Origin of the sequence: Streptomyces sp. NPDC056486 (genome assembly GCF_042795295.1) — a bacterium.
Lineage (GTDB): Bacteria > Actinomycetota > Actinomycetes > Streptomycetales > Streptomycetaceae > Streptomyces.
The window spans coordinates 1-13,551 of the sequence record NZ_JBHTSF010000002.1; the positions used below are offsets into that span (position 1 = coordinate 1).

12 protein-coding genes are annotated in these 13,551 nt (G+C 70.9%); 8 read left to right on the forward strand and 4 right to left on the reverse strand.

Features of this window, described 5'->3' with window-relative positions; translation table 11 throughout:
• Nucleotides 1-269: 269 nt before the first annotated feature.
• The 5 genes from ACFQ7F_RS01230 to ACFQ7F_RS01250 all read left to right on the forward strand — a co-directional run bounded on the left by ACFQ7F_RS01230 (nt 270) and on the right by ACFQ7F_RS01250 (nt 6,096).
• Nucleotides 270-1,301: an oxidoreductase gene (locus tag ACFQ7F_RS01230; protein ID WP_383264237.1), complete on the forward strand. Its 1,032-nt coding sequence runs from the start codon at nt 270-272 to the stop codon at nt 1,299-1,301.
• 165 nt (nt 1,302-1,466) lie between these two features.
• Nucleotides 1,467-2,660, forward strand: a complete 1,194-nt coding sequence (locus ACFQ7F_RS01235) for an NAD(P)/FAD-dependent oxidoreductase (RefSeq protein ID WP_383264240.1) — start codon at nt 1,467-1,469, stop codon at nt 2,658-2,660.
• Between the two features lie 118 nt (nt 2,661-2,778).
• A complete protein-coding gene (locus ACFQ7F_RS01240) occupies nt 2,779-3,462 on the forward strand; it encodes a hypothetical protein (RefSeq protein ID WP_383264243.1) in 684 nt (227 codons plus the stop codon).
• Between the two features lie 63 nt (nt 3,463-3,525).
• Nucleotides 3,526-4,401 (forward strand): RNA polymerase sigma-70 factor, encoded by an 876-nt coding sequence (locus ACFQ7F_RS01245; RefSeq protein ID WP_383264246.1) that lies wholly within the window; start codon nt 3,526-3,528, stop codon nt 4,399-4,401.
• A gap of 51 nt (nt 4,402-4,452) precedes the next feature.
• Nucleotides 4,453-6,096 carry an ABC-F family ATP-binding cassette domain-containing protein gene (locus ACFQ7F_RS01250; RefSeq protein ID WP_383264249.1) on the forward strand — a complete coding sequence of 548 codons (1,644 nt, stop codon included), beginning with the start codon at nt 4,453-4,455 and terminating at the stop codon, nt 6,094-6,096.
• Nucleotides 6,097-6,127: 31 nt separating this feature from the next.
• Here ACFQ7F_RS01250 and ACFQ7F_RS01255 read toward each other — a convergent pair whose 3' ends face one another.
• A complete protein-coding gene (locus ACFQ7F_RS01255) occupies nt 6,128-8,545 on the reverse strand; it encodes a Tex family protein (protein WP_383264252.1) in 2,418 nt (805 codons plus the stop codon).
• A 111-nt stretch (nt 8,546-8,656) separates the two neighbouring features.
• Nucleotides 8,657-9,547 carry a hypothetical protein gene (locus tag ACFQ7F_RS01260; protein WP_383264255.1) on the reverse strand — a complete coding sequence of 297 codons (891 nt, stop codon included), beginning with the start codon at nt 9,545-9,547 and terminating at the stop codon, nt 8,657-8,659.
• A 198-nt stretch (nt 9,548-9,745) separates the two neighbouring features.
• On the opposite strand from ACFQ7F_RS01260, the gene ACFQ7F_RS01265 reads away from it, so the two are divergent.
• Nucleotides 9,746-10,762, forward strand: coding sequence for a GlxA family transcriptional regulator (locus ACFQ7F_RS01265; protein ID WP_383264258.1), 1,017 nt, complete (start codon nt 9,746-9,748; stop codon nt 10,760-10,762).
• Here ACFQ7F_RS01265 and ACFQ7F_RS01270 read toward each other — a convergent pair.
• Nucleotides 10,728-11,510 carry an enoyl-CoA hydratase/isomerase family protein gene (locus tag ACFQ7F_RS01270; protein WP_383264261.1) on the reverse strand — a complete coding sequence of 261 codons (783 nt, stop codon included), beginning with the start codon at nt 11,508-11,510 and terminating at the stop codon, nt 10,728-10,730. The genes ACFQ7F_RS01265 and ACFQ7F_RS01270 overlap by 35 nt on opposite strands.
• Nucleotides 11,511-11,613: 103 nt before the next feature.
• On the opposite strand from ACFQ7F_RS01270, the gene ACFQ7F_RS01275 reads away from it, so the two are divergent.
• Nucleotides 11,614-12,288, forward strand: coding sequence for an HdeD family acid-resistance protein (locus tag ACFQ7F_RS01275; RefSeq protein WP_383264264.1), 675 nt, complete (start codon nt 11,614-11,616; stop codon nt 12,286-12,288).
• A 129-nt stretch (nt 12,289-12,417) separates the two neighbouring features.
• A complete protein-coding gene (locus ACFQ7F_RS01280) occupies nt 12,418-12,909 on the forward strand; it encodes an ATP-binding protein (RefSeq protein ID WP_383264825.1) in 492 nt (163 codons plus the stop codon).
• A gap of 1 nt (nt 12,910) precedes the next feature.
• On the opposite strand, the gene idi is transcribed toward ACFQ7F_RS01280, so the two are convergent.
• Nucleotides 12,911-13,504, reverse strand: a complete 594-nt coding sequence (gene idi, locus ACFQ7F_RS01285; RefSeq protein ID WP_383264267.1) for an isopentenyl-diphosphate Delta-isomerase — start codon at nt 13,502-13,504, stop codon at nt 12,911-12,913.
• Nucleotides 13,505-13,551: the final 47 nt, after the last annotated feature.

Here is a 13,551-nt window from a genome sequence, read left to right on the forward strand (position 1 = left end):
CGCTTCGTCCGTGAAGCGCGCCGCCTCCTGTGTGCATCCCCGCCCCGACCACACGGGGCGCCTCGGACAGCGACTCGTCCAGCCGCGTCTCACCTCGTACGCCATCGACCATGCGTACGCCCGCCGTCGCCGCCCGAGTCGCCAACGCGGCGTACAGGAAGGGGGATTGAGGCGAGCGGCCATCGAACAGGCGTCGTCGGTTCGATCGGAACTTAGCGGAATAAGTCGTGCCGTGCTCACATCACCCCCCAGATGGGGATACTCACACCATGTCTGCCGAGTACGCGACTTTCGGTCTGGCACCGGCCATGCGCGCCGGTGGAGTTCTCGCCAACGGTGACTACCAAGTCCACCGGGATTTCGTCGACTTCATCGTGAACGGGCGCCCGCTGCTGTTCCAGCTCTCCGACCTCGACGCCGTCTCCCCACTCGCCTCCGACGTGCCGCCCGCGATCTTCACCCACCATGTACGCGGTCTTCTCCTCGAGGCGGAAGCACCCCTGATCGACGACCGGCACGTCATCTACGGCTGTCCCGAGTGCGAAGGCCTGGAGTGCGGGGCGGTCACGGCGGTCATCGAGCGGGCACCGGACGGCACCGACACCTACGTATGGCGGGACTTCGCCTGGCAGACGGCCGAGCGGGCCGACCTGGAACTCAACGGCTACCACGGCATAGGGCCCTTCCGCTTCGACGGCGCCGAATACCGCGACGCGCTGCACCAGTTGCTGACACAAGGGGAACCCGCGGCGCGACGCAGGGTGCTCCTGATCGGCGCCCGCGTAGCCGTCCTGGCCAAGCTCGCGGCGGCGCTGCGCACGATCGGCGTCGGCGCCGAGATCGCGGCGGACGCGACGGGCGTGCCGCCGGACGAGCTGCGGACGTACGGGGCGGTGGCTTTCGGGCAGGCCGTCCCGGCGGCCACGCGGGACGGAGTGTGCGCGGCGTTCGACGCGGCGGGGATCCGGGCCGCGTACGTCGACGGCCTGGCCCCGATCATTCCGCTCCTGGTCGCGCAGATAGAACACGCCCTGGATCAGAGCCCGTTGGAGCAGCGTCGCCTGACGCGGCTCGTGGCGGTGGACGGCACGGCGGACGTCGAGACCACATCGACCTGCCGGGTCAAGATCCTCGCGTACCGCCTTGACCGGCTCCGGCGCACCCAGGTCCACGAAGTGTTCGACGGCGTACTGGAGCCTGGGGAGCACCGCATCACGCTGGACGCGAAGGCGACGAAGGGGGAGTCGTTCGTGGTGGCACGGACGACGGGCAGTGTGCTGGTGGCGCCGATAGTGGGGTAGCCCGCAACTCTGCATCTCTGCGACGTGCCTCTGCGACTCCGAGGCTCCCACCGATGTGACGTGGCTCACATTCGTGATGTGTCACGCCGGGGCGGGCCCGTCTGTCCCATGGGCGTCACCGATACGACGCCCCCGGGACCCGGGGCACGAACGCGGGAGTTGCGGATGAAGAGCGAGCACCGGATCGTCGTCCTGGGTGCCGGTTACACCGGCCTGCTGTGCGCTATCCGCCTGGCGCGCCGCACCCGGCGTACCGGCGTGCGTGTCACGCTGGTGAATCCCTCGCCCCGGTTCACCGAGCGGCTGCGGATGCATCAGATCGTCGGCGGCCAGGAGTTGGCGGTCCATCAGATCTCCGACATCCTGCGCGGGACGGGCGTCGTCTTCGTGCGGGGCACGGCGACGGCCATCGACGCCGAGCACCGGGCGGTGGCGGTCGACACGCCTGACGGGCCTGCCACGCTCACGTACGACAGTCTGGTGTACGCACTCGGCAGCTCCACCGACACGAGCACGGTTCCTGGGGCGGACGAGCACGCCGTCACCCTGAACAGCCCGCGCGTCGCGCGTCGCTTCGCGGAGCGGCTCGCGGAACTGGCCCTTGCCGGCGGCGCCGTGAACGTCTGCGGTGGCGGCCTCACCGGCGTCGAGGCCGCCACCGAGATCGCCGAGAGCCACCCCGGCCTCCGGGTCACGCTGATCAGCCGGAGCGAACCCGGCCCCCTGATGAACGCGAAGGCGCGCGCTCACCTGCACGCCGCGTTCGAGCGCCTCGGCATCACCCTCCGGGTCGGCTCCGCGATCAGCAAAGTCCTGCCCGAGGGCGTCGAGTTGGCCGACGGAGCACTCATCCCCGCCGACGCGTGTCTGTGGACCACCGGCGTGCGGGTCCCGGCCCTTGCCGCCGACGCCGGTATCGCCGTCGACGAACGCGGTCTGATCGTGGTCGACGCCACCCTCCGCTCGACCTCGCACCCTCAGATCCACGCGATCGGCGACGCGGCCGCCGTCCGTCAGGCCTGGGGGCAGGTCCACGGCACCTGCCAGAGCGGTCTCCCTGCCGCCGCGTACACCGCCGACTCCCTGGCCGGGCGGCTGCGCGGCAAGAGCGTCAAGCCGTTCCGCTTCGGCTACTTCCATCAGCCGGTCAGCCTCGGCCGCAGGGACGCCGTCATCCAGTTCACCCACGCCGACGACACCCCGCGCCGCTGGTTCCTCAGCGGCAGGGCGGCCGTCGCCTACAAGGAGACGATCAGCGGCAGCCCGCTGAAGATGTACCGCCTCAGCAGGCGAGTCTCCGTCTCCGCATCCCTGTCCAAGGGGGGTCGCGCGACCCGCGCCGCGAGGAACGCGCGATGAGGGTTCCGCCGGCCGGTGCCATCGGCGACGCGGCAGGCGGCGCGAGCCCCGATGGTCATGAGGTCGCTGCCGCACCGGAATGCCAGCAACACCCCATCCCCATCAAGGAGTTGTCCAAATGACCGCAGTCGCCTCACCCACATCGGCCACCACGGCAGCGACACGCGTATCCAGCCGCCAGGCCCTCACCCACACCCACACCCTCACCCTCACCCTCACCGGAATCGCGTTCGCCGTCCTGTTCATCGCCAGTCTGGTCTTCTCCGGCCTCGCCGGAAGCGCCACCTATCCCTCGCCGTTCGACGCGGACAAGGTGACGGAGGCGTACTTCGCCGACAACGGAGGCGTCGTCGTCGGCATGAGCGTCCTGCAGCTCCTGTCGGTCGTGCCGCTTGCCGCCTTCGTCCTGGCGCTGACCAGGCGGGCGGGCGCAGGCCTCGCGCGGGCGAGCGGCCTGTGCGCCGCTGCGGGCCTGGCGGCCTGCGCACTGATCGGTCTCGCCATCCCGGTGCTCGACGCGAGCGGCGACACCCTGCACACGCTGCACCACCTCACCTTCATGGCGGGAGGCCCTGCGCACGTCCCGTTCCTCGGGATCCTCGTCGGCGCGAGCGCACTCGTCCTCCGCGCCTCGGCTCCCCGCTGGACCACCGCCCTCGGCTTCGTGTCGGCGGGCCTCGCGCTCCTGTCGGTCCTCTCCTTCGCGAGCGAGTCCGTCATGCTGCTCCTGCCCCTGGGCCGCTTCACGGCGATCCTCTGGATCGTGGTCACCGCGATACGGGCGGCCCGGCTCCGCAAGTGAAGAGGTGCGGTGCGGGCCCTGTGCACCTTGTCGCCCTGTTCGCCACGCTGGGAGCATGCCCCGATGACCGACGCCACGCCCGTACTTGACCCGTTCCTCGAGCACCGGCGACTGCTGCACTCCACCGCCTACCGGATGCTGGGCAGCGTCGCCGATGCCGAGGACGTCCTGCAGGACGCGTGGCTGACCTGGAGCTCGGCGGACCGCGACACGGTCCGCCATCCCAAGGCCTACCTCGTGCGCACGGTCACCAACTTGTCGTTGAACCGGCTCACTTCGGCGCGGGCCACCCGCGAGACGTACATCGGCCCGTGGCTCCCCGAACCTCTGCTGACCTCACCCGACATAGCCGAGGAGAGCGAGCTCGCCGACACCGTTTCGACGGCCATGCTGGTCGTCCTCGAATCCCTGAGCCCGGTGGAGCGCGCGGTCTTCCTGCTCCGCGAGGTCTTCGGCTACTCGCACGCGGAGATCGCCGAGACCGTGGACCGCCCCGAGGCCACCGTCCGGCAGATCGCGCGCCGCGCCCGCGCTCACGTCCAGGCGCGCCGCCCCCGCTTCGACACGGACGCCGATCAGCGCCGCCAGGTCACCGCGCGGTTCCTTTCTGCCTGCTCGGGCGGCGACCTGAACGCGGTCATGGAACTCCTCGCCCCCGATGTCACCGCCTGGTCCGACGGCGGCGGCAAGGTCACGGCGGCCCGCCGCCCGCTGTACGGCACGGATCACGTGGCGCGCTGGTTCCTCGGCGTCCTGGGCAAGCCCGCGCTGACGGGCGTCACGCTGGAGCCCGCCACCGTCAACGGCGAACTGAGCGTCCTGTTCAAGCTCGGCGACTACGTCGGAGGGTGCCTGACCTACGACCTCGCGGACGGCTTGATCCACAACATGCGGTTCCAGTTCAACCCGGACAAACTGAGCGGCCTGCACCTGTCGTGACGGCCCGCCCCGTGAGGCGCGGTCCGCGCCTCGCTTAAACTCGACCCCCTGATGACCGCAACCCTCGTCGCCAAGAATCTCGCCGCCGGCCACGGCGACCGCTCCCTCTTCTCCGCCCTGGATCTTGTCGTCGCCCCCGGCGACGTCATCGGCCTGGTCGGCGCCAACGGCGCCGGCAAGTCGACCCTGCTCCGCCTCCTGGCGGGCCTGGACACCCCGGAGGCCGGTGAGCTCCGGCTCTCCCCGCCCAGCGCGTCCGTGGGGCACCTCCCGCAGGAGCCCGACCGCCGCCCCGGCGAGTCCATCCGCAGCTTCCTGGCCCGCCGCACCGGCGTCGACGAGGCCCAGCGGGCCATGGACGAGGCGACCCAGGGCCTGGTCGATGGAACCCCGGGCGCGGACGACGCGTACGCGCTCAGCCTGGAGCGCTGGCTGGCGCTCGGCGGCGCCGACCTGGACGAGCGGTCCGAGGAGGTCGCGGCCTCGCTGGGCCTCGACATCAGCCTCGATCAGCCCATGACATCCCTCTCCGGCGGTCAGGCCGCCCGCGCGGGCCTCGCCTCGCTCCTCCTCTCCCGCTACGACGTGTTCCTCCTGGACGAGCCGACCAACGACCTCGACCTGGCGGGCCTCGAACGCCTGGAGAGCTTCGTCCGCGGACTGCGCGCGGGCACGGTCGTCGTCAGCCACGACCGCGAGTTCCTCACCCGCACCGTCACCAAGGTCCTCGAACTCGACCTCGCCCAGCAGCAGATCAACCTCTACGGCGGCGGCTACGAGGCCTACTTGGAGGAGCGGGACGTCGCGCGCCGCCACGCACGCGACGAGTTCGAGGAGTACGCCGACAAGAAGTCCGCCCTTGAGGGCCGTGCCCAGATGCAGCGGGGCTGGATGGACAAGGGCGTCAAGAACGCCCGGCGCAAGGCGGGCGACAACGACAAGATCGGCCGGAACTTCCGCAGCGAGTCCAGCGAGAAGCAGGCGGCGAAGGCACGCCAGACGCAGCGCATGATCGAACGGCTCGACGTCGTCGATGAGCCCCGCAAGGAGTGGGAGCTGCAGATGGAGATCGCGTCGGCGCCGCGCTCCGGCAGCGTCGTCGCCACCCTCCGCGACGCCGAGGTGCACCGCGGCGACTTCACGCTCGGGCCCGTGACGCTGCAGATCGACTGGGCGGACCGGGTGGCGATCACCGGTGCGAACGGCTCGGGCAAGTCGACCCTGCTCGGCACCCTGCTGACCCGCATCCCCACGGACGCGGGCCACGCGGCCCTCGGCTCAGGGGTGCTCGTCGGCGAGGTGGACCAGGCCCGCGCGCTGTTCCACGGCCCGGAGTCGCTCCTTGACGCGTTCTGCGCGGCCGTGCCGGAGACCGAACCGGCCGAAGTGCGCACGCTGCTCGCCAAGTTCGGCCTGAAGGCCGCGCACGTCCTGCGCCCCGCCGCCACTCTCTCCCCGGGAGAGCGCACCCGGGCGGGCCTCGCGTTGCTTCAGGGACGGGGCGTCAATCTCCTGGTCCTCGACGAGCCCACTAACCACCTCGACCTGCCCGCGATCGAGCAGCTGGAGTCGGCGCTCGACGCGTACGAGGGCACCCTGCTCCTGGTGACGCATGACCGCAGGATGCTGGACGCCGTACGGGTCACACGCCGTCTCGAGGTGACGGAGGGCAAGGTGACCGAGCTGTCACCCTGACCTCCGCCGACTCTTAACTGGATCGGCGCCGCTAGGGCTTCAGCAATCCGGCACGGCGCAGCGCGTCCGCCATCGCGTCATTGGCCGGTGGTGGCCCCTGCCGCTCCTTGCGTTGACCCTGGCCGCCGCCCTGCCGCTGGCCCTGGCCCTGACTTTGGCCCTGGCCTTGTCGTGCGGGGCGCTGAGGGCGCTGGCCGCCCTGCTGCCGCTGCTGCGGGGGACGCCCGCCCCGCTTGGGCTGCTCGCCGTCGGCCTGGCTCGCCTCGTCGTCCAGACGCAGCGTCAGCGAGATCCGCTTGCGCGGAATGTCGACGTCCATCACCTTCACCTTGACGATGTCGCCCGGCTTCACCACGTCCCGCGGGTCCTTGACGAACGTCTTGGACATCGCGGAGACATGCACGAGCCCGTCCTGGTGGACGCCGATGTCCACGAAGGCACCGAACGCCGCCACGTTCGTGACGACCCCTTCGAGGACCATCCCGGACGCGAGGTCGGAGATCTTCTCGACGCCGTCCTTGAAGGTCGCCGTCTTGAACGCGGGCCGCGGGTCGCGCCCGGGCTTCTCCAGCTCCTTGAGGATGTCGCTCACGGTCGGCAGACCGAAGGACTCGTCCACGAACTCGTCGGCCCGCAGGGAGCGCAGCGTCGCCGTGTCGCCGATGAGCGAGGCGACCTCGCCGCCCGTCTTCTTCGCCATCTTGCGCACCACGGGATAGGCCTCGGGGTGCACGCTGGACGCGTCGAGCGGGTCGTCGCCGCCCCGGATGCGCAGGAAGCCCGCGCACTGTTCGTACGCCTTGGGGCCGAGGCGCGCCACGCCCTTGAGGCCCTTGCGGGAGGAGAAGGGGCCGTTCGTGTCGCGGTGCGACACGATGTTCTCGGCGAGGCCCGCGCCGATGCCGGAGACCCGGGCGAGCAGCGGGGCGGACGCCGTGTTCACGTCCACGCCGACGCCGTTCACACAGTCCTCGACGACCGTGTCGAGCGAGCGCGACAGCTTCATCTCGGAGAGGTCGTGCTGGTACTGGCCGACACCGATGGACTTCGGGTCGATCTTCACCAGCTCGGCGAGCGGGTCCTGAAGCCGCCGCGCGATGGACACGGCGCCGCGCAGCGACACGTCCATGTCGGGCAGCTCCTGCGAGGCGAAGGCCGACGCCGAGTACACCGAGGCGCCCGCCTCGGAGACCATCACCTTCGTGAGGTTCAACTCCGGGTGCTTCGTGATGAGTTCACCGGCGAGCTTGTCCGTCTCGCGCGACGCCGTGCCGTTCCCGATCGCGATCAGGTCGACCGCGTGCTCCTTGGCGAGCTTCGCCAGGGTGGCCAGGGACTGGTCCCACTTGTTCGCCGGGACATGCGGGTTGATGACGTCGGTGGCGACGACCTTGCCGGTCGCGTCGACCACGGCGACCTTCACACCCGAACGGAAACCGGGGTCGAGCCCCAGCGTCGCGCGCGTGCCCGCCGGTGCGGCAAGCAGCAGGTCGCGCAGGTTCGACGCGAAGACCCGCACGGCCTCGTCCTCGGCGGCCGTACGGAGGCGGAGGCGCAGGTCGATGCCCAGGTGCACCAGGATGCGGGTCCGCCAGGACCAACGCACGGTGTCCTGCAGCCACTTGTCCCCGGGGCGCCCACGGTCCTGGACACCGAAGCGGTGGGCGACCATCCCCTCGTACGAAGACGGGCCCTCTGTGGCCTCCTCCGGTTCGAGGACGAGATCGAGGACGTCCTCCTTCTCGCCGCGCAGCATCGCGAGGATGCGGTGCGACGGCAGCTCCTTGAAGGGTTCGGCGAAGTCGAAGTAGTCGGCGAACTTGGCGCCCGCCTCCTCCTTGCCGTCGCGGACCTTCGCGGCGAGGCGGCCGCGCACCCACATGCGCTCGCGCAGCTCGCCGATCAGATCGGCGTCCTCGGAGAACCGCTCGGCGAGGATCGCGCGGGCGCCGTCCAGGGCGGCCTGCGGTTCGGCGACGCCCTTGTCGGCGTCGACGAAGGCCGCGGCCGCGGCGACCGGATCGACCGACGGGTCGCCGAGCAGGCCGTCGGCCAGCGGCTCGAGCCCTGCCTCACGGGCGATCTGTGCCTTCGTGCGGCGCTTCGGCTTGAACGGCAGGTAAATGTCCTCGAGCCGCGCCTTGGTGTCCGCCGCGCGGATCCGTGCCTCAAGATCGTCGGTGAGCTTGCCCTGCTCGCGCACCGATTCGAGGATCGCCGCGCGCCGCTCCTCGAGCTCCCGCAGATAACGCAGGCGCTCCTCGAGTGTGCGCAGCTGCGCGTCGTCGAGCATCTCGGTCGCTTCCTTGCGGTAGCGAGCGATGAAGGGCACCGTCGAGCCGCCGTCGAGCAGGTCGACGGCGGCCTTCACCTGCCGCTCCCGTACGCCGAGTTCTTCGGCGATCCTGCCTTCGATCGATGCTGGAGTGGACGTCTGCAGAGGTGCCACGTTTCCCGCCTTCTCACTGGGGTTGCGGGGTAATTGTGGCAGGTGGCACCGACAGCGGGGGGATCAGACCCGGCGTGCCCGCCCCGACCGGTCCGCTGTCCACGCGTCCGTCTACGCCTTGCCGAGCAGGTCCGCCGGGAACGCCCCCGCCTTCAGCGCCGCGCCCGCGAACCCCGTGGCGAGGTCGGTGAGGCGCTCGACGCCCGCCGCGCCCAGGTGCTCGTAGGGCGCCCGGTCGAGGCGGTCCGTGGCCTCCTCGATGTCCCGGCGCAGCTCGACACCGGCCTCCGTCAGCTCGGACACCCCGTCGTGCAGTCCGCGGGCGTGGAGCCGCCGCACGGCTCCATCCCATTCCTCCTGGTTCCAGCCGCGGGTGGAGAAGTTCCACTTCGGCGTCATGCCCTTGCCGGTCGCCGTGTGGCTCACCAGGGCCTCGAGGCCGTCGAGTTCGGCGTTCTGGAGGGCCGTGAGGTGCCCGTCGCCCCGGTGCTCGCGCAGCAGTGTCGCGGCGTGCCAGAGCGCGAGGTGCGGCTGCTCGGGGACGGGCAGGTCCGCGTGGGCGGAGTACAGCGGGCGCGCGGAACGGGAGCAGGCCTCGGTGGCGCGCAGCGCGAGCTCGGCCGCCTCCGCCATCTCCGGGGACGCGATGGCTTCTTCGCCCAGGAGGCGCCGCAGCGTCGAGTCGACGGTGCGCGCGCGTGCCGCGAGGACGTCCTCGGGGGACGCGGTGCGCCAGATGCCGGGCACGTGCCGGGCGACGAGTTCGTGCTTGTAGTTGTAGAACGCCGCGGTGACCACTCCGGCGCCGACGGGCCCCATCGCCGCCGTGCGTACGGCGAAATTGACGGCCTTGGGGTGGGTGATCCCGATCTCGGCCAGCTCGCGCGCAGCGTCGGGCGAGAAGTAGTGCGTCGAGTGCAGCGAATTGAGCACGTTGTGACATCGGCGTCCCGCGCGGGGGTGCAGTGCGGCGGCCGGGGAGGGAGGCGTAAGAGAAGTCATGGATGCACGTTACCGACTGGTTGGTATGAGGTGAAGCCCGGGGCGCTCGCGCAGCCGGGCCGCCACAGTGCCGTACGCACTGAGCCGTATGCGCTGATGGGACGGCAGAGGAAGCGGACTATGGAGCGGGCCCCGATGGCAGGAAAAGTGGGCTGTTCGGCATTGCAGCCATCGCGCGCGAGGCCAAGAATCAAGGGCATGGAGCAGCGAACCGTCCTGGTCGTCCTCTTCGACGGGGTACAGAGCCTGGATGTCACGGGACCGGTGGAGGTTTTCGCGGGCGCCGCCGCCTGCCGCGGCGGCGACGTGTCGGCGTACCGCATCCGCACCGCGTCGCTCGACGGCGCTCCCGTACGCACCTCCAGCGGGCTCACGCTCGTACCGGACTCCTCTCTCGCCGACGCCCCCGTTCCGCACACCCTGCTCACCCCGGGCGGCCTCGACGGTGGCCAGGCCGATCCCCGCCTGATCGACTGGCTGCGGACGAACGCCCCGCGCGCCCGGCGCCTGGTCTCGGTCTGCACCGGCGCCGTCCTGCTCGCCGAAGCCGGTCTCCTGGACGGCCGCCGGGCGACGACCCACTGGGCATTCTGCGCCAAGCTCGCCCGTGACCACCCCGCCGTCGAGGTCGACCCCGACCCGATCTTCGTCCGCGACGGTCATGTCGCGACGTCCGCGGGCGTGACCGCGGGCATCGACCTGGCCCTTGCGCTCGTCGAGGAGGACCTGGGCCGGGACGAGGCGCTGACGGTCGCGCGGTATCTCGTCGTCTTCCTGCGGCGCCCGGGAAACCAGGCGCAGTTCAGTGCCCAGCTCGCCGCGCAGACCGCGCAGCGCGAACCCCTGCGCGAGGTCCAGCAGTGGATCACCGAGCACCCGGACGAGGACCTCTGCGTCGAGTCGCTGGCCGCCCGCGCACGGCTCTCTCCCCGGCACTTCGCCCGCGCGTTCCAGACGGAGACCGGGATGACGCCGGGCAAGTACGTCGAGCGCGTACGCGTCGAGCATGCGCGCCGCCTCCTGGAGGAGACCTCCGGCGGGATCGAGGAGGTCTCGCGCGCCTGTGGCTACGGCACCCCGGAGGCGATGCGCAGGGCCTTCGTGAAGACCCTCGGCACGGCGCCCGCCGAGTACCGGCGGCGCTTCCGCGCACCTCTCGCGGCCACTGTCGCAGCCCCGGTCAGAGCCCTTGTCCCGAACCGGGAGTCCAGGTGAAGCGCGGCTCGCGGCGCTCCAGGAAGGCGGCGACCCCCTCGGCGGTGTCCCCGCCCGCCTCCCCGCCCGCGCGCGCCTGTCCGCTCCAGTAGTCGTCCCGGGCTGCCTGGTCAGGGCGGACCGCCGCGAACTCCTTGGCGGCCGCCTGCGTCAGCTGCGAGCGCGCGGCGAGGACCTTGGTGAAATCCGCGACCCGCTTGTCGAGGTCGCCCGCGGGCAGCACCTCGTCCACCAGACCGGTGCGCAGCGCACGCCCCGCATCGATCAACTCGCCCGAGAACAGCAGGTACTTGGCGGTGGCGGGCCCCACGAGGGACACCAGGCGCCGGGTGGACGACGACGGGTAGACGATCCCCAGCTTCGCCGGAGTGATCCCGAACAGGGCGCCCTCGTCCGCGAACCGCAGATCGCAGGCCGCCGCCAGCTGACTCCCCCCGCCCACGCAGTAGCCGCGCACCGCGGCGAGCGTCGGCTTCGGGAAGGCCGCGAGCGCCTCCTCGGCCCGTACCGCAAGATCCTGCGCCTCGCCCGGCGACTCCCTCAGCGACGAGATGTCGGCGCCCGCGCAGAAGGTCGCACCCTCGCCGGTCAGCACGAGGGTCCGTACGGCCCTGTCGGCGGCGAGCCCGGCGAGCAGCGGCGGCACCTGACGCCACATGTCCGCCGTCATGGCGTTGCGCTTGGCCGGATGGTCGATGACGACGGTGGCGACGCCGTGGGTGACGGCCTGCCTCAGCTGCGGCTCCATGCGCCGGATGCTATCCGCACTCCTCGAACGTACGATCAAGAAGGGGTGGCCCTGAGAACGGTCGAGAACTGTGCGCAGCGGGGGCGGCAGGACGGAGACGCTGATGGCCCGACCCAAGAGCGCCAAGGCCGCCACACCTCAGGCCCAGGGCGCCAAGCAGCTCAACCGCAGCCTCGGCCTGCTGGCCCTCCTCGGCGCGGTCCTGGCCGTTGCGGGGCTCGTGGGCCTCGTCTACACAGGCTTCGCCACCCTCACCTCGATGCTCCTCTTCGGCTGGCTGCTCCTGGTCGGCGGCTGCGTCGGACTGCTGCACGCGGTGCAGTCGCGCGGCACGAACTTCTTCTGGCTCGGCGTGGTCGTCGCCGCGCTGAACCTCGCGGCCGGTGTCGTGATCATCCGTAGGCCGGATGTGGCGGCGGAGGCGCTGACGATGTTCGCGGCGCTGCTGTTCCTGACCGGTGGTGTCTTCCGTCTGGTCGGCAGTCTGGTGGTGCGCGGCCCGCAGTTCGGCTGGACGCTCGTGCAGGGCGCCTTCGGTCTCCTTCTCGGCATCCTGGTGCTCGCCAACTGGCCGAGCAGCAGCCAGTACGTGATCGGCTGCTTCTTCTCGCTCGCACTGCTCTTCGACGGTCTCGGCCTGCTCGCCACGGGATTGGGCGGCCGCCGGATCGTGAGCATGGTCGCCGAGGCGCCGGATTCCGAACAGCGCTCACAACCCGTACAACCCGAAGAAAGCTTGAAAGCGAAACCGGAGGAACAGGAGCAGCCACATAACTGACTCGATTGGCCGTCAGTGATCAAATACCGCCGATAGTCGCTGACTTCTGGTCAGTCATCCGGTCCGGACCAGTGCATTCCCAACACTCGATGTGTGGTGACAATCGAGCGCAAGGGCGGCGACCGGACGATGGACGACGACGGGAGGGGGCCCGGCCCACTCCCTCCGGAGACCGGAAAGGTGCCGTACGAGGGCGTGTGGCGGTTCACAGCCGCCGCCGTCGACGCCTCCGTGCCCCAGGCACGGCACGCGGTACGCGACCTGCTGGCCCGGCAGGGCGTGCCCGCGTCGGACGACCTCGTGCAGGGGCTGCTTCTGATCGTCTCCGAACTGGTCACCAACGCGGTGCGGCACGCGGCCCTGCTCTCGCCCATGCTCGCGGTGGAGGTGGCGGTGGGCGCCGAGTGGGTGCGGGTCTCCGTGGAGGACGACCACCCCTACCGCCCGACCGCCCTGGTGGCCGACCACGGCCAGACCGGTGGCCGCGGTCTCCTCCTCGTCCGCGAGATCACGCAGGAGGCGGGCGGGACCTGCGACGTCGAACACACCGCGAGCGGGGGCAAGGTCATCTGGGCCGCCCTGCCCCTGAAACCCAACGGATCCGCCCCGGGCGGGAGTTGACTCACCAGCCGGCGGAAGGCCCCGTCAGCTCCCGGATCGCGGGCCGCGCCGCGTCCAGGACGGTCATGAACCACGCGGAGAACGGCCCCTCGGCATGCCGCAGCGCCAGCTCGTCGGCCGTCACGAAAGCGGTCTCGCCGACCTCGGACGGGTCGGCCCGCAGCGGCGACTGGACCATCCCCACGAAGAGATGGTTGAACTCCTGCTCCACCAGACCCGAGTCGGGGTCCGGGTGGTTGTAGCGCACGGTGCCCGCCTGTGCGAGCAGCGAGGGCGAGACACCCAGCTCCTCGTACGTCCGGCGCGCGGCGGCCGCGAACGGCGCCTCGCCGGGGTACGGGTGGCCGCAGCAGGTGTTCGACCAGACGCCGGGGGAGTGGTACTTGCCCAGGGCGCGCTGCTGCAGCAGAAGCCGCCCCTGTTCGTCGAAGAGGAAAACAGAGAACGCCCGGTGCAATTGCCCGGGCGCCTGATGCGCGGAGAGTTTCTCCGCTGTGCCGATCGTCCTGCCGTCCTCGTCCACGAGTTCCAGCAAGATCGCTTCTCCGGTGCCGTTCGACGAGTTGTTCGCCGCGGTGGCAGGTGTGGTCGGCATACGCATCCTTCGCTTCGGTCTTCGAACCTCAAGTCTGCCGTACGCGA